The sequence below is a fragment of the Paenibacillus sp. P13VS genome (assembly GCF_015143645.1).
Lineage (GTDB): Bacteria > Bacillota > Bacilli > Paenibacillales > Paenibacillaceae > Paenibacillus > Paenibacillus xylanilyticus_A.
The window spans coordinates 206,341-228,523 of record NZ_WYEV01000002.1; the positions used below are offsets into that span (position 1 = coordinate 206,341).

The 22,183-nt window shown below is 44.9% G+C and carries 26 protein-coding genes; all 26 read right to left on the reverse strand.

The window, feature by feature from the left end:
* Positions 1-15: 15 nt before the first annotated feature.
* The 26 genes from GUA98_RS02075 to flgB all read right to left on the reverse strand — a co-directional run bounded on the left by GUA98_RS02075 (position 16) and on the right by flgB (position 22,099).
* Positions 16-903 (reverse strand): MinD/ParA family protein, encoded by an 888-nt coding sequence (locus GUA98_RS02075; protein ID WP_193721918.1) that lies wholly within the window; start codon positions 901-903, stop codon positions 16-18.
* Positions 900-2,252, reverse strand: coding sequence for a flagellar biosynthesis protein FlhF (gene flhF, locus GUA98_RS02080; protein WP_193721919.1), 1,353 nt, complete (start codon positions 2,250-2,252; stop codon positions 900-902). The genes GUA98_RS02075 and flhF overlap by 4 nt, the downstream gene beginning before the upstream one ends.
* Positions 2,249-4,282 (reverse strand): flagellar biosynthesis protein FlhA, encoded by a 2,034-nt coding sequence (gene flhA / locus GUA98_RS02085; RefSeq protein ID WP_193721920.1) that lies wholly within the window; start codon positions 4,280-4,282, stop codon positions 2,249-2,251. The genes flhF and flhA overlap by 4 nt, the downstream gene beginning before the upstream one ends.
* A 24-nt stretch (positions 4,283-4,306) precedes the next feature.
* Entirely contained in the window at positions 4,307-5,389 is a 1,083-nt protein-coding gene (gene flhB, locus GUA98_RS02090) for a flagellar biosynthesis protein FlhB (protein ID WP_095287816.1), read from the reverse strand.
* A gap of 23 nt (positions 5,390-5,412) precedes the next feature.
* Positions 5,413-6,201 carry a flagellar biosynthetic protein FliR gene (gene fliR, locus GUA98_RS02095; protein WP_127536254.1) on the reverse strand — a complete coding sequence of 263 codons (789 nt, stop codon included), beginning with the start codon at positions 6,199-6,201 and terminating at the stop codon, positions 5,413-5,415.
* 10 nt (positions 6,202-6,211) lie between these two features.
* A complete protein-coding gene (fliQ, locus tag GUA98_RS02100; RefSeq protein WP_111270016.1) occupies positions 6,212-6,481 on the reverse strand; it encodes a flagellar biosynthesis protein FliQ in 270 nt (89 codons plus the stop codon).
* Positions 6,482-6,506: 25 nt separating this feature from the next.
* Entirely contained in the window at positions 6,507-7,262 is a 756-nt protein-coding gene (gene fliP / locus GUA98_RS02105) for a flagellar type III secretion system pore protein FliP (protein WP_095358618.1), read from the reverse strand.
* Positions 7,259-7,795 (reverse strand): flagellar biosynthetic protein FliO, encoded by a 537-nt coding sequence (locus GUA98_RS02110; RefSeq protein ID WP_227779385.1) that lies wholly within the window; start codon positions 7,793-7,795, stop codon positions 7,259-7,261. Before GUA98_RS02110 ends, fliP begins: the two co-directional genes overlap by 4 nt.
* An 11-nt stretch (positions 7,796-7,806) precedes the next feature.
* The gene (locus GUA98_RS02115; RefSeq protein ID WP_095287820.1) at positions 7,807-8,172 is read right to left on the reverse strand and encodes a response regulator; all 366 of its coding nucleotides are present in this window, start codon (positions 8,170-8,172) and stop codon (positions 7,807-7,809) included.
* Positions 8,173-8,200: 28 nt separating this feature from the next.
* Positions 8,201-9,469, reverse strand: coding sequence for a flagellar motor switch phosphatase FliY (gene fliY / locus GUA98_RS02120; protein WP_193721922.1), 1,269 nt, complete (start codon positions 9,467-9,469; stop codon positions 8,201-8,203).
* Positions 9,459-10,457, reverse strand: a complete 999-nt coding sequence (gene fliM / locus GUA98_RS02125) for a flagellar motor switch protein FliM (protein ID WP_183520905.1) — start codon at positions 10,455-10,457, stop codon at positions 9,459-9,461. Before fliM ends, fliY begins: the two co-directional genes overlap by 11 nt.
* Before the next feature lie 35 nt (positions 10,458-10,492).
* Positions 10,493-10,954, reverse strand: coding sequence for a flagellar basal body-associated FliL family protein (locus tag GUA98_RS02130; protein WP_193721923.1), 462 nt, complete (start codon positions 10,952-10,954; stop codon positions 10,493-10,495).
* Entirely contained in the window at positions 10,954-11,175 is a 222-nt protein-coding gene (locus GUA98_RS02135; RefSeq protein WP_193721924.1) for a flagellar FlbD family protein, read from the reverse strand. The genes GUA98_RS02130 and GUA98_RS02135 overlap by 1 nt, the downstream gene beginning before the upstream one ends.
* Positions 11,176-11,243: 68 nt before the next feature.
* Entirely contained in the window at positions 11,244-12,062 is an 819-nt protein-coding gene (flgG, locus tag GUA98_RS02140) for a flagellar basal body rod protein FlgG (RefSeq protein ID WP_193721925.1), read from the reverse strand.
* 81 nt (positions 12,063-12,143) lie between these two features.
* Positions 12,144-12,524 (reverse strand): TIGR02530 family flagellar biosynthesis protein, encoded by a 381-nt coding sequence (locus GUA98_RS02145; RefSeq protein ID WP_193721926.1) that lies wholly within the window; start codon positions 12,522-12,524, stop codon positions 12,144-12,146.
* Positions 12,521-13,063: a flagellar hook capping FlgD N-terminal domain-containing protein gene (locus GUA98_RS02150; protein WP_193721927.1), complete on the reverse strand. Its 543-nt coding sequence runs from the start codon at positions 13,061-13,063 to the stop codon at positions 12,521-12,523. Before GUA98_RS02150 ends, GUA98_RS02145 begins: the two co-directional genes overlap by 4 nt.
* Positions 13,064-13,083: 20 nt before the next feature.
* Positions 13,084-14,472, reverse strand: a complete 1,389-nt coding sequence (locus GUA98_RS02155; protein WP_193721928.1) for a flagellar hook-length control protein FliK — start codon at positions 14,470-14,472, stop codon at positions 13,084-13,086.
* A gap of 35 nt (positions 14,473-14,507) precedes the next feature.
* Positions 14,508-15,446 carry a MotE family protein gene (locus tag GUA98_RS02160; protein WP_193721929.1) on the reverse strand — a complete coding sequence of 313 codons (939 nt, stop codon included), beginning with the start codon at positions 15,444-15,446 and terminating at the stop codon, positions 14,508-14,510.
* A 44-nt stretch (positions 15,447-15,490) separates the two neighbouring features.
* Positions 15,491-15,943, reverse strand: a complete 453-nt coding sequence (gene fliJ, locus GUA98_RS02165) for a flagellar export protein FliJ (protein ID WP_193721930.1) — start codon at positions 15,941-15,943, stop codon at positions 15,491-15,493.
* An 11-nt stretch (positions 15,944-15,954) separates the two neighbouring features.
* Entirely contained in the window at positions 15,955-17,274 is a 1,320-nt protein-coding gene (gene fliI / locus GUA98_RS02170) for a flagellar protein export ATPase FliI (RefSeq protein ID WP_095287830.1), read from the reverse strand.
* A complete protein-coding gene (locus tag GUA98_RS02175) occupies positions 17,261-18,115 on the reverse strand; it encodes a FliH/SctL family protein (RefSeq protein WP_193721931.1) in 855 nt (284 codons plus the stop codon). Before GUA98_RS02175 ends, fliI begins: the two co-directional genes overlap by 14 nt.
* Entirely contained in the window at positions 18,108-19,124 is a 1,017-nt protein-coding gene (fliG, locus tag GUA98_RS02180) for a flagellar motor switch protein FliG (RefSeq protein ID WP_095287832.1), read from the reverse strand. Before fliG ends, GUA98_RS02175 begins: the two co-directional genes overlap by 8 nt.
* Positions 19,125-19,135: 11 nt before the next feature.
* Complete coding sequence (fliF, locus tag GUA98_RS02185; protein ID WP_193721932.1) at positions 19,136-20,719, reverse strand: flagellar basal-body MS-ring/collar protein FliF; 1,584 nt, start codon at positions 20,717-20,719, stop codon at positions 19,136-19,138.
* 147 nt (positions 20,720-20,866) lie between these two features.
* Entirely contained in the window at positions 20,867-21,178 is a 312-nt protein-coding gene (fliE, locus tag GUA98_RS02190; protein WP_127536266.1) for a flagellar hook-basal body complex protein FliE, read from the reverse strand.
* A 58-nt stretch (positions 21,179-21,236) separates the two neighbouring features.
* Positions 21,237-21,686, reverse strand: coding sequence for a flagellar basal body rod protein FlgC (gene flgC, locus GUA98_RS02195; RefSeq protein WP_193721933.1), 450 nt, complete (start codon positions 21,684-21,686; stop codon positions 21,237-21,239).
* Positions 21,687-21,691: 5 nt separating this feature from the next.
* Positions 21,692-22,099, reverse strand: a complete 408-nt coding sequence (gene flgB / locus GUA98_RS02200; protein ID WP_095287836.1) for a flagellar basal body rod protein FlgB — start codon at positions 22,097-22,099, stop codon at positions 21,692-21,694.
* Positions 22,100-22,183: the final 84 nt, after the last annotated feature.

Genomic DNA, 22,183 nt, shown 5'->3' on the forward strand with positions numbered 1-22,183 from the left:
TCCTTTATTCAAGAATCATGTTGTCTTCCTAAGCCACTTTTTCATAAATCCCCTGATTCCTGTCAAGGTTCCGGCTTCGTTAACCGCTGGTTCAGCCAAATAGCGAAGGGCTAGCCGCTGTATATCTCTGGAAGCCTTTGAATGGGGATAAGCCAAGCTGTAAGGCACTTGTCTCTTCACCGCTTTAACAACATTCGGATCTTCAGAAACATACCCAAGCAGGGGGATATCCGTTTGTAAAAAACGCTTGGCTACTCCTGCTATTTTGTCCGCCACCTGTTCCGACTCCTGTTCATTTTCAACACGGTTAACGACCATCCGAAAAGGTGTAGCATTTTCCTGACCATGCATCACTTTGACCAGTGCATATGCATCTGTTATGGAAGTGGGTTCAGGTGTGGTTATAATCATACATTCGTCAGCTGCACCAATAAACTTCATATTCTCGCGGGAGAGCCCAGCTCCAGTATCAAATATGACATAGTCCATTTCTTGGGCAACCATTTCCACTTGCTCTGCAAAGAATTCCAAATCACGGTCCGACAACGAAAATAACTCTTTCATGCCAGAACCACCGGCAATGTAAGGTAGTCCATTCGCACCAAGCTGAATGATTTCCTGAATGGACTTCTGCCGATACAATAAATGATACAGATTATAGGGAGATGAAGTCCCCATAAGGACATCAATATTAGCCATACCGATATCTGCGTCAAATACGAGTACCTTCCTGCCTAGCGTTTGCAGCGCAAGGGCAAAGTTTAACGTGAAATTGGATTTCCCTACCCCACCTTTGCCGCTGGCAATCGTTAAGATTTTCGAAGAGCGTCCACTGCGCAGGGTTTTGTCCAATGCACTCGGTGCTGACACCAAACTTCGAAGAGAGGCTGCCTGGTCCTTCATTTCGCGAGTTCTCCCAGCAATTGTTTAGTCAATGAAGCCGGATCTGGTTTGAGCAAGTCATCCGGAACATTCTGTCCATTGGTCACATAGGCAAGTTTCAACGGGAAGTGATGCAGCAGATTAATCATTGGACCACAAGTGCCCGTTTCGTCCATCTTGGTGAAAATGATTTTATCCAACCCATACTTGCTGAAATGTTCGGTAATTTCAAACATGTCCGCGCTTTTGGATGTCATGCTCATGACGAGAAAGGTTTCACTGTTCTCTACTGGTGCAAGCAGGCTTTGCAACTCCGAAACAAGCAACTCGTTTCTATAATTTCTTCCAGCCGTATCCATGAAGATCAGGTCACAATCCTGCAAACGTGATATGGCTCGTTGTGTATCTCCTGGAGACTGTACAACCTCAAGTGGAACATTCAAAATGGAAGCGTAGGTTCTAAGTTGTTCTACTGCTGATATACGGTACGTATCCGATGTAATGAATCCCACTTTCCGATGATGCTTAAACATCTGCTCAGCAGCCAGTTTGGCTATGGTTGTTGTTTTCCCCACACCTGTGGGTCCAGCAACATAAACAATACGAGTGCCAGGCAATATCCCCGCATCGATACGTTCCTCCAGGAACGTTAAAATCTGTTGCTGAACGGATTGAACAATCTCATTTTCGTCCAGCTCTTTCGCATTTAACTGGCTCTGAACCGTTTCGAACCATGACTCAAAAACTTCCGTCCGCACCTCTTGATTACTCAGTCTCTCTTTAAGAAAAAGAAACTCTTCAGGTACAGGGTCAGCCAATTCATTCTGTCTAGATAATTGAGTCATCATCTTTTTAAGTTCTTTCAGTTCAGACATCAGTTCTTGTTGGCCCTGTTTGTTTGGTTCCTGCACGGCAGACGATGAACCCGAAAAATCCGCCCCTTCCGGTCGCGGTTTATGATCCGTGTTTGACTCAAATTTACCGCGCCCTCTAACTGAATCATTGTTCATCGATTCAGCATGAGCAGCGGTTTCCTTACGTTTTTCATCGGCGTATTGTTCAACAACCTGGGCTGCTGATTCCGATTCACTCGCTTCGTTCACAAATGAACGGGCCGTCTGCCTGTACGCTTCAGGAACATACGAACGAGGCACTGACGCAACTTGGTTCTGTATCTGCTTCTTGGCTTCTTTTTTATCTTCCGCTTCAACCGCAGCTACAACTTCAATTCTCTTTTTGCGAAACATTCCCATCATTCCGCCCACCTTAATTTCTTTGGTGGACAGAATGACAGCGTTACCTCCCAAGTCTTTCCGAATTTGAAGCATAGCTTCGGGCATGGTCTCAACAATATATTGTTTTACTCTCATAAGTTCACCACTCCGACACTTTGGATTTCAACATTCGGTTCCAACTCACTATAAGAAAGCACCGGTATGTCCTGCATGGTACGTTCAATGACTTGACGCAGGTACATACGAATGGTTGGAGAAGTTAATACGACAGGTTGTTGACCTGATTGGATTAATCGATTGACCTGCTCGGTCAATTTTTGATACACACTTTGTGTAGACGCAGGATCCAGTGCAAGGTAACTTCCTTGATCGGATTGTTGTACACTTTCGGCAATTTTCTTTTCCAATCCAGGCCCAACGGTAATCACTCTCAGTGTTTCACCTTTTTGGGAGAACTGTTGGGTAATTTGACGGGAAAGCGATTGTCTTACGTACTCTGTCAGAACATCCGGGTCTTTGGTATACGTCCCGTAGTCAGCCAGTGTCTCGAAGATTGTAACCATATCCCGGATGGAGATTTTCTCGCGCAGAAGTTTTGCCAGCACTTTCTGTACGTCCCCAATGCCCAAAATCGATGGAATCAGTTCATCGACAAGTGCAGCATAGTTCTCTCTGAGATTGTCCACAAGCGCCTTCGTCTCTTGTCTGCCAAGAAGCTCATGTGCGTGTTTCTTAATCAGTTCCGTCAGATGGGTAGCCACTACGGATGGCGGATCCACAACCGTGTAACCAGCAAGCTCAGCTCGATCTTTGGTCACTTCGTCAATCCATAGAGCCGGAAGACCAAAAGCCGGTTCCGTAGTTTCAATTCCTGTCACAGATTCTTCCTCGTACCCAGGACTCATAGCCAGATAATGATTCAGCAGCAATTCACCGCCACCCACCACATTACCCTTGATCTTAATGACATACTCATTAGGTCTCAATTGGATATTGTCTCGAATCCGAATGACAGGGACAACGAGCCCTAATTCAAGCGCACATTGCCTACGTATCATAATAATCCGATCCAGTAGATCTCCACCCTGCTGGTTATCAGCCAGAGGAATCAAACCGTAACCAAACTCGAACTCGATTGGATCTACCTGAAGCAAGTTAATTACACTTTCTGGGCTTCTAACCTCTTCGATCTGTTGTTCCTCCTCCATCTGTTCTTCTGCCTCTTGTTTGGATTTCAGCGTATTTTGCATCCTCCATGCGGCAAAAGCCAGTATACCTGCCAAAGGTATGGTCGTAATGGCGTGAATTGGAGTGAAGAAACCAAGCATTGCTATTACAAAAGCTACAATATATATGAGCGTCGGGTATGTAAACAACTGCCCCGTAATATCATCTGCCAAGTTACCTTCGGATGACGCTCTAGTGACGATAAGACCCGCTGCTGTAGAAATCAAAAGTGCAGGAATCTGACTGACCAATCCATCCCCGATTGTTAATACAGAATAGGTGGACAACGCATCTGCAAACGAGAGACCATGTACGGTCATACCGATAATAAATCCACCGATGAGATTGATCAGCAAGATGATAATACTCGCGATCGCATCTCCCTTTACGAATTTACTCGCACCGTCCATTGCACCGTAGAAGTCAGCCTCTCGCTCAATTTTGGAACGACGTTCACGGGCCTGTTGTTCATTGATCAAGCCTGCATTTAAGTCCGCATCAATACTCATCTGTTTACCAGGCATCGCATCGAGTGTAAACCGTGCTGCAACTTCAGCTACACGTTCTGAACCCTTGGTGATAACGATAAACTGAACAACGACCAGTATGAGGAAGACGATAAAACCAATAGCAATTTGACCGCCTGCGATCCAGCTACCAAAGGTGGCTACGACAGACCCGGCGTCTCCTTCTCCAAGGATCAGCTTTGTTGTTGAAATATTTAACGCTAAGCGAAACAGTGTAGTAATCAACAATAAAGCCGGAAAGATGGAGAATTGCAACGCTTCCTTGCTGTTCATCGCTACGAGCAATATCATCAATGCAAGTGAAATGTTGACAACAAGCAGCATGTCCAACAACCAGGTTGGGATCGGGAGAATCATCATCAACACAATGCCAATGATACCCGCAAGGACAGCAATATCTTTTGTTTTCAATGAATGTACGGCCTCCGATCCCTTTTATTTCGTTCTGCCCTTTAATTTATATACATAAGCCAGCACTTCGGCTACCGCTTGAAACAAATCAGCCGGTATGGCGTCGCCAATCTCGGCCCTCTGGAACAATGCCCGTGCCAGCGGCTTGTTTTCCATTGTAATGACACCGTGCTCTTTGGCAATCTCCCTGATGCGCAAGGCGACGTAATCCTGACCTTTGGCAATAATCTGAGGTGCTTCCATCTCAGACCCTTCATACTTCAGCGCTACTGCGAAGTGCGTCGGGTTTGTGATGATCACATCTGCATTTGGAACCTCCTGCATCATGCGCTGTACAGCCATGCGACGCTGACGTTCCCTGATTTTACCCTTGATCAGTGGGTCACCCTCCATTTTTTTGTACTCGTCCTTGATGTCCTGTTTGGACATTCGAATGTTTTTCTCGTAATCATATTTCTGATACATATAGTCGAACACTGCGAGTACCATTAAGGCCACAGCAATTTTGACACCCAGATTGAGGGTGATTGAAGCCGAAAAATGTAATATGGCATCCAAAGAAAAATGAGAAAGTGAAGCAATATCCGATTGATAACTTGTAATCGTGCTGTAGACAAGATAACCGATAATCGACATTTTCAAGATGGATTTTGCAAACTCCACTAATGAACGGAGTGAGAAAATGTTTTTGAAACCTTTGATTGGATCAAGCTTCTCAAGCTTTGGCTTCAATCCTTCACCCACAAGCAGAAAACCAACCTGCATATAATTGACGATCAAGGCAACAACCGCAGCACCGATCAGTACGGGTGCCAGCAGCAGCATAACTTCAATGCCGTAGCGCATCATAAGGGCCATTACATTCTCGCCGGTAATCTCCAAGCTCAGCCGATTCATAAAGATATCTGTAAATAACCGAACAATGCGTTCTTTGTAAAAATCACTGAATACCATCATGATTAAAAAGGTGAACAGGAGAATGGATGCTCCGGAGATCTCCATACTTTTAACAACCTGTCCCTTTTTGCGTGTATCCTGCCTTTTTTTCGGGGTGGCTTTCTCCGTCTTCTCCCCTGCGAATAACTGAAGGTCAAGCTGAAATTTCATTTAAATCCTGTCCTCCGTTTCCTTTAGCCCGGCCTTTGTCCGATCGTTCCAAGCAACTTTTCCATAGATCTAAACATCGCTTCGAACAATTGGCTAAATACAAAGGCGAAGCTCGGAACCATCAAAAGCAATATGGCGATTCCCACCAGGACCTTTAACGGCATACCGACAGCAAACACATTGAATTGAGGAGCAGTTTTAGCCAAGAAACCCAATCCCACATCCGTCAAAAACAAAGCCACTACAATGGGTGCGGACATTTGGAAGGCAAGCATAAAGGCCTCACCTAACGTACGAACGAGAAACTCAGCAATACTACCGTCGGCCAATCGTATGAAAAAGGCATTGGATAAGGGTATCCAGCGATAGCTGTACACAATGGCGTCCAAAAGGTAGTGGTGTCCATTCATCGTCAGGAAAAGCAGCATAGCAAAAGCATATTTGAAATTACCTGTCAGCGGTGCAGAAGCACCAGTCATCGGATCAAATACATTCGCCATACCAAAACCAATCTGAAGGTCAATGAATGTTCCCGCCGTCTGCACGGCTGTCATAATCAGATAGGCTACGAAACCTAGCAGCAATCCTATTAATATCTCCCGGATAATCAACAGAATGTAACTTAGATCAGTAGGCACTTCCTGATTCATGCCATAAACGACATAAACCGTTAATGTTACAAATGCCGAAAGACCAACCTTAATGGAATTCGGCACATTTCGAGCTGAGAATACTGGAGCTGTTACAAAAAATGATGCAATTCGACAAAACATAAGCAGAGCGACAGGAAAACTTTGCAACAATGTCTCCATGTGCGAAAGCCTACCCTATATATCTGTATAAATTATCGAGAATGTTATACGTAAAATCTACCAAAATATTTAAGATCCAAGGTCCGAATAAGAGCACTGCCAAAAGTACGGCAATAATTTTCGGTACAAAGGCTAATGTCTGCTCCTGAATTTGGGTCGTTGCTTGAAATATACTGATAATGAGACCTACAACTAGAGCAAGTATAAGCATGGGTGCGCTGGCCAGCAGCGACGTATATACTGCTTTCCCGGCCAGACCTATAATAAATTCTGAAGTCATGACCGTCCTCCTTCAACTTTCCTGCTCATGTGTTAAAGCTCAGCAGCAGTGACTTCACTACAAGATACCAACCGTCCACAAGGACAAATAGCAATATCTTAAAAGGTAATGAGATCATGACCGGTGGTAGCATCATCATCCCCATAGCCATGAGAGTACTTGCAACCACAATGTCTATGACTAGAAACGGAATGAAAATCATGAATCCCATCTGGAATGCTGTCTTTAATTCACTGATTGCATACGCTGGCACCATGACAGTGATCGGTATGTCTTGATATGTTTCTGGTTTTTCGGTCTGATTATATTTCATAAAAAGCAGTAAATCTTTCTCCCTTGTGTGGGAGAACATAAATTTCTTAATTGGATCTTGTGCCTTTTCAAGCGCTTCCGTTTGCGTAATGTCTCCTTTGAGATAAGGCTGAAGAGCTACCTGATTAATGGAAGACAGCGTCGGTGACATGATAAACAGTGTCAGGAAGAGCGCTAAACCGACAAGCACCTGATTGGGTGGCATTTGCTGCGTCCCCAAGGATGTCCGTATAAAACCGAGAACGATAACAATTCGGGTGAAGCTGGTCATTAACACCAGTATTGCGGGCGCTATACTTAACACCGTAATTAACAGTATTATGGAAAGAGAACTTGTACTTGGTGTTCCCCCATCTCCGCTTCCGATTTGGATATCGATGTTCGGTATCGGTTCGGCAAAGGCAACCGTCACAGATGCCAGGCTGATAAGCCCCATCAAACAACATGCTAGCCAAATCTTTTTCTTCATGAATCCCTCGACCGATCTGTAGTATTGTCTTCTTCCAGGAGCTTGTCCATCTTTTCCTTTCGGTTAGGCATCTGCCGCAGCTTCGACTCGAATAGCTCGTGAAAAGAGGCAGTATCCTCAAGTTCCATTTCCCTTGGTGGTTCTTTCTTACGCAAGCGGGATGCCAGCTTGTTGATTAAAGGTGAACGGCTTCCCTGTTGTGAAGAAGCTTCTCTCTCAAATGATTCAACAATTCTCTGTGCCTCATCCAAATCTGAAATTTTGTCTAGCAATTGTATATTTTCGCCAACACCGACTAGATAAACATTGCCACCAATTTCTATAATCTGAAGTGACTTGTTCGGTCCCAGCCCCACACCACCTAAAATGCGGACTGTACCACTTCGGAACCACTGCTGATTCCGTTTGTTCAAAAAGCGGAGCAGGTAGACGATAAGGACCAGGATGACGGCCAGGACGACAATCACCCATACAAGCTGAAAATAATAGTTGGTCCCAATGTCAGCTCCTCCAGGAGTATCACCCTGCGCCATCATCATGTGTCTTAAACTCCCAGCGTTTTACTGATCGCTTCGATGACTCGGTCAGACTGGAATGGCTTAACGATGAAATCTTTGGCACCAGCCTGAATCGCATCAATTACCATCGCTTGTTGTCCCATAGCTGAACACATAATGACTTTAGCGTTCGCATCGATTTTTTTGATTTCTTTCAGTGCTGCAATACCATCCATCTCAGGCATGGTAATATCCATCGTGATCAGATCAGGACGAAGTTCCTTAAATTTCTCAATTGCTTGTGCTCCATCCTGAGCCTCGCCAACGACCTCATATCCGTTTTTGGACAAAATGTCCCGGATCATCATTCTCATAAATGCAGCGTCGTCCACGACTAAAATTCGGTTTGCCATCTTGATTCAAGTCCTCCCTAAATTGTGCTTATTGTAATTTCTGAATTCGGTCCCATTGGCTTACGATATCTATAACACGAACACCAAAGTTTTCATCGATAACGACGACTTCTCCCTTAGCGATCAGTTTGTTATTGACCAAAATATCGACAGGTTCGCCGGCCAGTTTATCCAGCTCGACAATTGAACCTTGTGAGAGTTCCAATATATCCTTAATTTGCTTCTGGGTCCTTCCTAATTCTACGGTGACTTTAAGGGGAATGTCCATCAATAAATTCAAATTATTTTCGTCCACCTGACCGTAAGCCCCATTTTGCAAATTGGCGAACTGGACGGGTTGTACATTCACATTCCTGTTTGGCATACCGCCGTAGTGTTGTGGTGCACCATACGGTTGCTGTGGTGGCATCCCGTAAGGCTGTTGTGGCGGCATTCCTTGCGGCATCCCCATTGGTGCCTGTCCATATCCATTATAGTCTGGAGCAGGCTGTTGAGGCGCCTGTGGAGGCATTTGCTGTTGAACCGGTGGTTGCTCCGGCGCCACAGGTGGAGCTGCCGCTACTGGTGCTGCATGCGATGGTGTTGTCACTGGCGCATTAGCCGTTGATTCTTGTGCTCCGCCGATCAACATATCCACCATGTGTTTGGCGAAATCAACAGGCAAAAGCTGCATCAGATTGGAGTCAATCAGATCACCAATCAGGAGGCGAAACGATACTTGAATCAATGTTTCGTCGTGCGGCAGACTGCTTACACCCTCGCCACTTTCCATATTGAGAATATCAATGCCTGGCGGAGAGATATTCACAAATCGGTTGAAAATCGTAGACATGGAGGTTGCTGATGAACCCATCATTTGATTCATGGCTTCCTGCACTGCACTAATATGGATCTCATTCAGCTCTTCATCCGCAGGATTGCCTTCGCCTCCAAGCATCAGATCAGCAATGACTTGTGCATCGCGCTTTTTGATAACTAGTGAATTGATCCCTTCAAATCCATCCACATAATTGACATGTACTGCAACATGTGGCTTGGGAAACGCTTCTTCGAATTGCGAACGGCTGATAATGGATACCTTCGGTGTTGTAATATCTACTTTTAATCCCAGTAGCGTGGACAGTGCTGTCGCTGCGCTACCAAACGTAATATTACCGATCTCCCCCAATGCATCTTGTTCCAGTTCAGTCAAAAAGTCATCAACTGTTTTTTCAGCAGGTTCCGTGCTACCCATCGATTCGGATTGCCGGAGCAAAGCATCGATTTCTTCCTGGGACAAATAATCCTTACTCGTCAAATTCTTCAACTCCTTCGGTGACAATCTTATCTATTTGTACAGCCACACGGTCTTTTATCGTTCCCGGACTGCCCATATACTTCAACCTGTCGCCCACTTTGATGGATAACCCCTCATCAACCGGTTTGTTCAACGTTATGACATCGCCGACCGAAAGGCCAAGGAATTCCGAGATCGAAATTCTGGATTCACCCAGTTCCGCAACAACTGGCAATTTGGCTTTGTTCACACGTTCTCTAAGGGCATCGTATTCTTCCGGGGCTCTTGTTTTCTTCTCTGAAACAAACCACTGATGTGTCGACAGCCTTGACATAATAGGTTCAAGAACGACATGCGGGATACACAAATTGATCATGCCCGTAGTGTCACCGATTTTGGTGCTCAGCGAGATCAAGGCAATCGTTTCGTTGGGTGATACGATCTGCATAAACTGTGGATTCGTCTCCAGTGCTTCCATTCTCGGCGATATGTCTAGCACTGTCTTCCATGCTTCCTGCAAACTTTCGAACGCTCGGCTGAAGATTCGCTCCATAATTGTCGTTTCTATTTCAGTCATTGAAGCTATTTTAGTCGGCGCACTTCCCGTACCACCCAGCAATCGATCCAACATCGCATAACCAACATTGGGGTGAACTTCCATGACCATTCGACCTTGTAATGGTTCTGCTTCAAATATGTTTAATATCGTCATTTTAGGGATTGAACGGATAAATTCATCATAAGGCAGCTGTTCCACCTGAACGACATTAATTTGAACAAAGGTCCGCAATTGGGCTGAAAAATAAGTGGTGAGAAAACGAGCAAAGTTTTCGTGAATTCTGGTCAAGCTTCGAATATGATCCTTAGAAAATCTGACTGCCCTTTTAAAATCATATGATCTAATTTTCTTCTGAGTTTCTTCCTTTTTTAGTTCTTCAGCATCCATCTCACCTGAGGAGAGTGCTGCTAATAGGGCATCTATCTCATTTTGTGATAATACATCCACCATGTTCTCACCCCCTTACCATTGTACAGCGCGCTCTATTACATCGATGCCATTAAAAAATAAGTAAAGTTCGTACTACTCAGCTTTGGTTCTGGCAAGGCCTCATTGATCAGTTTTGTAAGCTTTTCATTAAACTGCGACCGCCCCTTGGCTGTCTTTAGTTCATCTGGCTGTGCATCCGCAAAAGTCTGAACAATGATTGGTTTCACAGTAATCTCTTTTATTTTCTCAAAGTCTTCCTTGGCTTTAGCATCAGTCATTTTGAAAGCCAAGTTTACTTGTACGATGTGATTAGTGTCAGCCAAATTGGTCTTAATGTCTGTTATTTCAGAAGTAACTTCGACAATTTCGTCAGCTGTCATCTTCTTGGCTTCAGCAGCCAAAGCTACATCTTGATCGGCTTTGTTTCCCGGTTGTCCTTGCATAAATACAAACACAACCACCACAATGAGTGTAATGGCAAGCAAAATCGTTGCCACCCAAGGCATCATCTTCTTCATCAGGATTCCTCCGTTTGCTGCACTTTGATAGTGGCTGCCTGAACCCCGATTTCACGGTTGTAATCTTTGATTTTGGAAATGACTTCATCTGCTCTTTCAAGAACAATCAGTCTCTTACCAGTTACCAGAGTAATATACGTATCCGGCGTTTCTTCTACAATCTCTACCATCAGCGCATTTAACCACATAGGAGAACCATTTAACCGCGTCACCGAAATCATGCTAAGCCCCCTCTCGATCAATGTGGAGGAGCTAGCTCCTCCACGCATTAAAACTTACTAATCAGCTATTAACGTTTCAGGTTAACAACTTCCTGAAGCACTTCATCGGATGTTGTGATGATCCGTGAGTTCGCCTGGAAACCACGTTGAGCGACGATCATCTCCGTAAATTCACCTGTTAGATCCACATTGGACATTTCCAGTTGGCCTGCAATGATTGAACCAGTCCCATCTTCAGCACTATTAGCTGTTAAAGGTTCAAGCGCACCATCCGGATTGGCATTTGCAGTCATTCGGTACAAGTTTCCACCAATTTTCTCAAGCCCCTCTGGATTAACTACTTTACCGATTCCAATCTGTGGACCTGGCTCGATTGTGCCGTCAGCCATTGTCTGGTTAATCGTTCCATCCTGTCCGATTGTGAATGAAACAACATCATCAGGAATTGTAATATTACCACCACCACTGTCTACTACGAAAAGACCGTCTGAAGTCACCAGGTTGCGTGCTGCGTCAACATGAAAATCACCTGCACGAGTAAGGTAGGGGATTTCTTGATCTTCGCTCAAACGAACCAGGAAAAAGCCATCTCCATTAATTCGTAAATCTGTTGGATTGTTTGTTGTCATAGGACTTCCTGCGAGATGCAATGTATCTATAGAACCAACAGACACACCTAATCCGATTTGCTTGGCATTTACACCACCAGTTGGAGTATCAGTCGGTGCAGTGACACCAGAAGTAGTTTGACTCATAATATCTTTGAACATAACACGACTTCCCTTGAAGCCAACGGTGTTTACGTTTGCGATATTATTACCAATAACATCCAGCTTCGTTTGAAAACCCCGCATCCCGGAAACGCCAGAGTACATCGATTTCAACATAATTATAAATCCTCCCAGCCATAATTTGGTTACCGCATCAGTCGGTCAGCGGTGTTCCGGCTCCCGAGAAGGGCCAGCCGGTTATGATATGATTACTGCACTATCAATCTGTGTAAAAACGTTATCCTTCATGCTTTCGCTATCCATCGCTGTGACTACAGTTCGATTTTTAACATTTACGATAAAGGCCATATCCTGCATCAGGATCAGAGATTCTTTTGCACCTTTGGCCGCAGCCTTGTCGAGTGCAATTCCAATCTGCTGCATTTGTTCGATTTTCAGCTCAATCCCCCGCTGTTCCAATCTTTTGGCAGCATGGTTGCTAAGCTTCAACAGATTGTCCTCAAGCACTTGGGCAAAAGGTCGTTCAGGAGCTGTTGTTTCAGTCTGTTTAGCACGATTAAGCAAATTAGGTGTTACCGGGCCTGTATATAGTTGTCCTACCGTTATTCGTTCACTCATAACGTGTTCCCACTATCCTGAACAGCTGTTCCAGCTTCCTCGCTTTCATTCACTGGTGCTGAAGCATCTGCAGTACTCTGAGCCTGGGTTTCTTCCTCTTCAATTGGAGCAGGATTCGAAACCTGAATAATTTCATTCAACTCAATCTCGTCGTCGCCCACTTTAGCGTACTGTACACCATCCCGTACAATGATTGAATCTACAATCCCCTGACGAAGGGTTCCGCTGTCCTCTTTATTAGAAGAAAGCCAGCTAATTTCTCGTCCAATCATGCTTGAAACCGCACCAAGTGACTGATTGAGCGTTTTGAGTTGCGATGAGATGTTAACAAGCTGTTCAACCGAACTGAACTGCGCCATTTGAGCAATAAATTCCTTATCCTCCATAGGCTGCATTGGATCCTGATTTTGAAGTTGGGTGATTAGTATCTTAAGAAACTGATCCTTCCCTAACTCCTTGGTAGCTGCACTAGTTGTGGCCGTGTTCGAAGCCGAGTAGTTCGGCCATGTATTATTAGTAGAAACAATTTCAGTAGCCAATATTTTCACCTCATTTCTTATTAAGCTTTAGCAGTAAACGAGCCTCCTTGGAAGTCGTTTCCTTCCTCATTTTCACTGCGCCAATTTCGCAGTTCTTCCTGCAGGGTTGCCGTAGTTATTGCATCCTCTGTTTGCTCTTCACGTTCCCGTGAACGGCGCTGATCCTGCGAGTTATTTCCTTGCTGACGTCCATCGTCATGATACATTTCTGAACCAAGGGAACTGCTCTGAGTGACTTCGATTCTCACCACTTGTATACCTTGGGATTGAAGCGAGGTACGAAGCTGTGTCATTTGCTGTTCAAGCATATCCTTCGCCATCGCATGTTCAGTCATAAAGCGTGCAACCAATTGTCCGTTCTGCAAGGTAATCTGTACATCCAGCTTACCCAGATGTTCTGGTCGAAGTGAGATCGTAGCTTCTGAAAAGCCTTTTTGCTGCACGATATCCAGCTTATTCACCACAAATTGCGTCATTTCCTTGGCAAACTGTGATGCCTGCATTACAGGTTCAGCTGGCTTAGCTACCGTTGTGCCCGACGTACGCAGGGATAACTCACCGGCTGTAATCACTTTCGAATGATCCATTTCTCCACCTTCAATTGCAGTCGACGAAGTGTTCACATCTGTTTCACCTGTCACTTTAAGCTCTTTGGTAGAAGACAGAATCGCAGTCAATTCTTTCTCCGTAGTTGGAGTAGCTTTGGTTTGCACACCTTGATCCTTTAATGAATCCATGGAATCAACGATCGTTTTAAGTTCTGTCCAACCTTTATTGTTACTCAGATCAACTCCAGCCTCCTGCAGCTGATTCTGGAGGGTTTGAAGCAACTGCTTAAACTCAGCTGTATTTTTGGCTATAGGACTATCTGGTTCAGTCATAGTTGCAACCAACTGAGTAAGCACATCCTGCAGCACAAAGCGAACTGCAGCTGGGTGTTCAGTGAGATCCATCACCGCAGTAGCGTTAACGGTTGTCGGCGCATTTAATGTTCCATCCGCTTTTTCTGTCCCATCCGATTTTTCCGTTTCAACGGAAGCACCGTTTAATTGGGCATACAGCTGTTGAATCAGATTTTGCATTTCTGCCAGTAATGTCGGGTCATTCTCCAGAACTTCATCTAGCGAATCCAAGCCACCAAACAACGAATCCAGAACAGCTGTAAGAGACGTTTCTTCCCCTTCTTCACTAGTTGCTAGGGTTATAGCTAACGGATTAACCGTTAAACCTCCAGCAGTAGCCGAGTTGTTTTCTTCCGAAGTGTTACTATTCAATGACTGTGCCAGTGTCTGCAAAAATCCACCATCCGTCCCTGTAACCCCACCTTTAGACTGCGTTCCAGACGAAGTTTGCGCTGCTCCTGCTGTCTTTGATGTGGATACTGAGGTCATTTGGTATACGATTGACATTTGTTTCACCTCCTTTCGGATGAAGAGCGTTCTACCTACTTATTTCCCATTAACCGGTTTAAGATTTTCGCTGTTTCAGCTGAATTCTCTGTAGACATATTTTCAAGTAATTGTGAGCGTGTAGCATCGTCTACCGAGTTTAAAATGGTCAACGTTTTATCTGGACTGAGTTTATACGTCTCTAGCAGCAATTTTGCGCCGCTTGAGGCTGACATTGAAGAGAACGTTTGGCTAAGCTGGGTTTTGTCCAGGTTTTTCGAATTGGTAGTAGACGTCGTTGTGGTCGCAGCCGTTTCTTTCTTCAATCTGGATTGCAACGCATCGAGTGCCAGATCTCCGGATGGTTTTGCATCCTTCATCATCATCGTGACATCTGCCGCCGTTTTCGGATCCATTTTCTCCAACACTTTCGTACGGGCAGTCGACTGCATCGCACTCAGAAGAAGCACCATTTCTTCATTAGTCATGTTCTGTAAAATAGGTGCCGCTTTGCTTGGACTCATATCCGCATACATTTTGGCCAAATCCTTAATCTGTTTCTGATAATCAGACTCGCTCTCCGGAACCTCAGCGGCTGCAGCTTCCGCTGCTTTTTCCGTTTCATCCAATTTCGTTTGCAGATCACTTGCCTTTTTTGCTTCAGTCGTAGCAGCCTCTTTTGCTGCCTGAAGCTCTGTTTCTTTAGCCGCTACCTGTGACTTCAACTTTTCAATTGTCGCTTCAGCACTTTCCACTTGCTTTTCGCTTTCGTCCAGCTTTTCCTTTTCTGGATCCAGTACAGGATCAGGCACCCAATCCTTGACTACCGGAATTTTGTTAGCTAGTTCAAGCATGTTATTGCGTATATCTACATTAAATAAGGTGAGCAGCACACCGAGCAGTACGACGGTGAAGACAATGGGGATCGAAATCATTAGAAACTTTTCCCAACCGCTACCTGATTCTTTCTCGATATCTGTGTCTTTAACAGCCATTATTTCATTCCTCCTTCACGAGACAACTTCGCTTGCGAAGCCCATCAGATTGCGCGTCCGGCCTTTGCAGCGAAGCGTACAGTAGCCATCTCGTCCAGATCGTTCTGTTCCCGGAGGAGCATCTCCTGCTGAAATTTGATTTTGGCTTTGTCTCTCGCTTCAAGCCACACTTTTTCATCAACCATCTTACCGTTCAAGAACGTCTGATTTCGCTGCACATTGACCTGAGCGTGTTTAACATCCGTATTCTTTTTGGTGATACACTCATCCAGGTGATACACGTATCGCTGCATTTCTTGCAGGCTGGATACAGAAGCAGTGCTCTCCGTTGCGGATTGAATGACACTAATCAGTTCGTTTTTATCATTCATAAGTTGTAAAAGGTGTTCTTCTTCTGTTTGAAGTTTGCCGATTGCTGTGGATAACATCCACTCCGCTTGTGTTTTTTCATTGCTCTTCAGGTCAACTACCTTTTGGAAATGATATCGAAATTTCATCGTTTAACCTTTCATCTCCTTGCAAATTCAAGAATCAAACGTTCCTGCACTTCACTCAGTGTTACTTTTTCATCCACTTTTTGCTTGGTAAAGTTCCATATGCTTTCGATCTGATCCATCGCTTCATCAATAGCAGCATTCGACCCTCTTTGATAAGCCCCAATGTTGATCAGATCTTCCGATTCCTTGTACACGGCCATCAATCGCTTCATATTATTAACGGCTTCCAGCTGCTCTTCAGGCGCGATATCTTTCATGACACGACTTATGCTCGCTAACACATCGATTGCAGGGAAATGTCCTTTGTTCGCGATGGATCGATTCAGCACAATGTGACCGTCCAGAATCCCCCTGACCGCATCTGCTATCGGTTCATTCATATCGTCACCATCAACGAGTACCGTGTAAAATGCTGTTATGGAACCGGTTGGTCCAGTTCCCGCACGTTCCAGCAATTTAGGCAAACTCGCAAATACGGAAGGTGTGTAACCTCTCATCGCTGGGGGTTCACCCACAGCAAGTCCAACTTCCCTTTGAGCCATGGCATAACGAGTAACGGAATCCATCATCAACATGACATTCATGCCTCTGTCCCTGAAATATTCCGCTATCGTGGTGGCAATGACTGCCCCCTTAATTCGAATTAATGCCGGTTGATCTGAAGTTGCGACTATAACGACCGAACGCTCCAGCCCTTCCGGCCCAAGATCACGTTCAATAAAATCACGAACCTCACGTCCCCGTTCACCTACAAGGGCTATAACATTCACATCTGCGGCCGTATTACGGGCAATCATGCCCATCAATGTACTTTTACCAACACCCGATCCGGCAAAAATACCCACCCGCTGACCTTTACCAACAGTCAACAGACCATCAATTGCTCTAACGCCTACACCCATAGTTTCCAGTACACGCGGTCGTTCCATCGGATTCACAGGTTTATTCGATGTAGAGAACATCGGCATCCTTGAAGGCAGCAGCGATCCATCCAGAGGTTGACCAAGTCCATCAAGCACTTTGCCCAGCAACTCTGAACCCACCTGAACTCCAAGCGGCTTCCCGGTACCTACGACATCGCACCCCGGACCAATCGATTGCAATTCACCCAAAGGCATCAGCAGCACCTTGTTATCCCGGAAACCAACGACTTCTGCTTGAATCGGCTTCTCCGATTTCCCGGGGTAGATGTAGCATACGTCACCGATGCTTGCGTCAGGACCTTCGGATTCAACCATCAGCCCGATAACCTGTGTGACCTTACCATTAACCCGAACAGGATCAAATTGGCGTAAGTGCTCCATGTAACGCTGTGAACTAAGAACCTTCATGTTGATTTTTTCGCCCCTCATCCTCAAGTGCTATGCGGACCAGTTCTTTTTTTATTTCAGAAAGTTGTGTATCAATACGGGCATCCACGCTTCCAAAAGACGAGCGAATGACACACCCTTTGTCTTTTACCGTTGCATCCGGCAATATTTGAAGTTCGGCTTGTGAGTCGATGGATAAAGACAACTCTTCACGCGCAGCTTGTACAAAAGCAAACTGTTCTGGAGCTACACACAAGGCAATCATTCCTTGTTCACGTTTCCTTGCGAGGTTCTGCCGGATCAATTCGAGAGTATGCTCTGGTTCAACAGTGAGCTGCTTATCAATAACCTTCTCTGCAATTCCGCATGCCAGCTCTACAAGGAAAGGCTCTGCTTCCTGAATAATTTGATCTTTTGCTACATAAGCCTCTTGCAGTACTTCCTGGGCTTCTTTCATCATCTGTTCGATCTGCACTTGGAGATCCAGTTCAGCTTGTACTTTGCCTTCATCAAAACCCTGCTGAAAACCTTGTGAGCGCATCGCTTCAATTAAATGTTCATCCTGCTGACGCTGTTCTTGCCACCAGCTATCGATCTGCTCACGGGCTTCTTTAAGCATGCGTTCCGCTTCCTCGGAAGCTTCACGTACCTGCTTTTCTGCAAACTCCTTGGCATCCTCCAGCATCTCCGCAGTCAGACGTTTAGTTTCTTCGTCTACACGAGCCTGTAATGCCTCTGTCTCTGCACCTTCTACTCCACTATCTGTTCCTTCAGCTTCAGGACCACCATAATGATGATGATTTTCAAGGCGTTTGCGGTCATCAACCGGCACATACTGGAAAGATTTGATCAAATTAGACAATGATATCATCTCCTCCGCCGCGAGCGATAATGATCTCACCAGCTTCTTCCAGTCTACGGATCGTTCCTACGATACGAGTCTGGGCTTCCTCCACATCACGCAACCGAACAGGTCCCATGAATTCCATTTCTTCCTTGAATGTCTCGGACATCCGTTTGGACATGTTGCGGAACACTGCATCGCGAACTTCCTCGCTCGCCACTTTGAGTGCAAGCTGCAAGTCTGCGTTGTCGATATCGCGGATGATACGTTGAATAGAACGATCGTCCACGTTGACAATATCTTCGAATACAAACATGCGTTTTTTGATTTCTTCCGCAAGTTCCGGATCCTGAATTTCCAGAGAATCCAAAATGGTACGCTCCGTACCCCGGTCGACTCCATTCAAAATCTGTACGATCGACTCGATGCCGCCAGCGTTTGTATAATCCTGTGTAACCGTTGACGACAACTTTTGTTCCAATACACGTTCCACCTGAGAGATAACCTCAGGGGATGTGCTGTCCATGACAGCGACTCTTCGTGCAACATCAGCCTGCTTCTCCTGAGGCAGTGAGGATAGAATTGCTGCTGCCTGCTCGAATTGCAGGTAGGATAGTACCAAGGCAATCGTCTGTGGACTTTCGTTTTGAATAAAGTTTAATATTTGGTTTGGATCCGCTTTGCGTGCAAAGTCAAATGGTCTCACCTGCAGCGTAGCTGTCAAACGATTAATAACTTCAAGTGCTTTTTGCGATCCAAGTGCTTTCTCCAATATTTCTCTTGCGTAAGTAATACCGCCCTGAGAGATGTATTCCTGAGCCAGACAGATCTGGTGAAACTCCGCCATAATCATATCTTTTTCGGAAGCATCCACTTTGCGAACATTGGCAATCTCCAATGTTAATTGTTCAATCTCCTCATCACGCAGATGTTTGAAGATTTGCGCCGACACTTCCGGACCTAGTGTAATCAACAAAATTGCTGCTTTTTGTCTTCCAGTCAAACCTTGACTGCTTGCCTTTGCCAATACGTCCACCTCTATTCGTCAGCCAGCCACGTACGCAGCAGATTGACGAATTCGTCCGGCTTTTTCTTCGCCAAACTCTCCAATTGTTTGCGCACTTGGCTTTCGTTCGTTACACTGTCCAACGTAATGGACGGGAACTCTGTTGCTACTGGGAGAGGAATCTCTTCTTCTTCCTCTTCGTTTTGTTTGCGTCGACGGCGTACGAGGAGGATAACGACTGCTGCGATTAACGCGGCCACCAATGCTCCTACGCCCCACATCATACCTGTTGATAGCTGGAATCCTGTTTCTGCAGCGGCTGCAGTCTGGAAACCTTGGGATATAACCGAAACTTTCTTGGTCAGATCAGCGTCTGTAATTACATTACCTGAATCTGCAAGTGAAGCACGAACGATATTCACCAATATATTTTCAATTGCATCCTGGACAGGTTGTTGTAATTCTGTTTGTCCTTCAGGTGGTTCAACAGCTACGTTAATGGTTAAATCTTTTACAGTATAAGGACTAGAAATGATATCTTTGGCAATTCGATTGACTTCATAGTTTACAGTGCTTGATGATTCCTCAGAAGTAGAATTCCCCGTTGCATCCGCTGAAGGATACCCAGGAACTTCTTCTTGACCGGTACCTGCGACACCGCCTGTTGGAGTACTTGCACCTGTATAACTCTTTTGAATCTCCTGGACACTGATTTCGATGCCCTTCATGTTCTCTTCATCCACTGGTGTAACCAGATTCTCTTTGCTTGTCACTTTATCGAAGTTAAGCTTGGAAGCAACGAGTACATTTACTTTGTCTTCGCCTACGATTTGAGACAGAAACTGTTTTACATTGTTGCGTACGTCATTTTCGAACTTCTTCTGCAAAGCCATGTTTTCCTGCACTTCGGAAGATAATCCACCACTGCCTCCACGGGCAGTTGGAATCAACTCGGCTTCATCTGTGTTGGTGATCGTAATGTTTTCAATCGGCAGGTTGGGAATAGCCGTTTTCACCAAGTTAAAGTATCCATCCACCGCTGCCTGATTCGGATGATATCCCGGTTTAAACTGCAACGCTACGGAAGCGGATGCTTTGTCTTGCTCTTCCAGGCCGGCAAAGATATTATCTTTTGGCATATTGACCAAGACTTTTGCATCTTGAATACCCTGCATGCGCTGGAGTAACTGTTCGACTTCTCCGTTAATGGCATTGTTGTACTTAACATCGAATTCCTTGTCTGTCATCCCGATCGGCGATGAAGAATCCTCAAATGATTTATACCCCAATGAACCATTCTGAATAATCCCTTGTGATCCTATGTTGACTTTTGCAAGTGCAACGTCCGTGCTCGGTACCGATATGGTTTTCCCGTCTGCGCTTAATTTGTAGGGGATATTGGATGAATCCAGGTAGTTAATGACTCCTGCTGAGTCACTGGAATTCAAATCAGTAAATGCCACTTCATATTCTGTTTTGGACAGCTGCATAGTTAGTACAACCGCTGCCAGAATTAAAAATAAAAAGGTGGAAACCAGTAATACTTTCTGTTTTTTGCTGAAGCTATTCCAATACTGGGTTACTTTATCCCTGTACTGGGCGATTCTCTCATTCACTCTGTCACCCCATCCGAAACTTTGCTTAGTCTGTCCCGAGCCATCAAAGTACTTCTATTACCAAAGTACAAGATTTGCCTCAGGAGCAGCATCGCAGCTGCTTGTTGTAATGATCAGCGCTGGTATCGAAGCGCAATCATGCTCTTTTTACATTTGCGTACGCATAATCTCTTGATACGCTTCGACTACTTTGTTCCGGACTTGCGACGTGAGTTGCAGACTCAACAGGGCCTGTTCTGAAGCGATCATTACCTGATCCACGTTCACATTACCCAATAGAAACTGATTGGACATTTCATGTGCCTGAGTCTCCTGTGTTGCCACGGACCCTAATGCCTCTTGTAAGTATGTACCGAAGCTCTGAATGGTTTCGGCTGGTGTTGATGTTTTGCTAACGGAAGCATTTTGCATCTGCAACGGTTGAACTACCTGTGTGTTAAACATGTTGTTCTGAATCATCAATGTCTCCCCTTTATCCCATTATTCATGTTAAAAACCTCATTGACATTACCGTAATCTATCTTCCGATCTCTAAAGCTTTTGTTATCATTGCTTTGGTTGAATTTAGCGCCGTTACGTTGGCCTCGTAGGACCGAGAAGCTGATATCATGTCAACCATCTCTTTCGCAATATCCACATTTGGCATATACACATACCCTTCAGCGTTGGCATCTGGATGAGAAGGATCATATACAGGTTTCAGAGGAGATTGATCTTCACGAATCTCAGATACTCTAACTCCCTCACCCGAGGACTTATTCCCCATCTGATTCTGGAGGATACTGCTAAACGAAGCTTTGTTTGGTTCGAGAACTACCATTTTTCTTTTGTAGGGAACGGCTTCGCCATTCGATACACTGGCGCGAGTCGTCTCAGCATTAGCGATGTTTGAAGATATTACGTCCATCCTCAAGCGTTGGGCTGTCAGGGCCGATGAGCTAATGTTAAAACTGTTACTGATATTCACCTAAGTTATCTCCCTTCCACTCCAACACGCATCATTTTAATTTGTTCATTCACTTGTTGAATATAAGCGTTGTAACGCAACTGGTTCTCCGCCAGAAGGCTCATTTCTTTGTCGATATCGACATTATTCTGGTTATTATTCATGGATGTCGAATGATCCATTGTTACTACAGGTGTAGGAACGGAAGAGGAAGGTCCTATGACAAAATGCCTTGAGTCCGTTACTTTTCCCTTCAGAACTGGCATATCTCCATCCGTTTGCTGCTTTAAAATTTCTTCAAAAGATACGTCAGAACGCTTGTAGTACGGGGTGTCCGCATTCGCAATGTTGTCTGCAATCGTTTGTTGTCTAGTGTTGGACGCATCGAGTGCACCTTGTAATCTTTTAAAGCTAATATCATTCAAAAGATTCACGATTTCCCTCCTCTCCTTAGAAATTATGGAAAAAAATTCAATCTTTTTCCTTTAAATTCGCTTATGTTTTTCGACAAAAACATT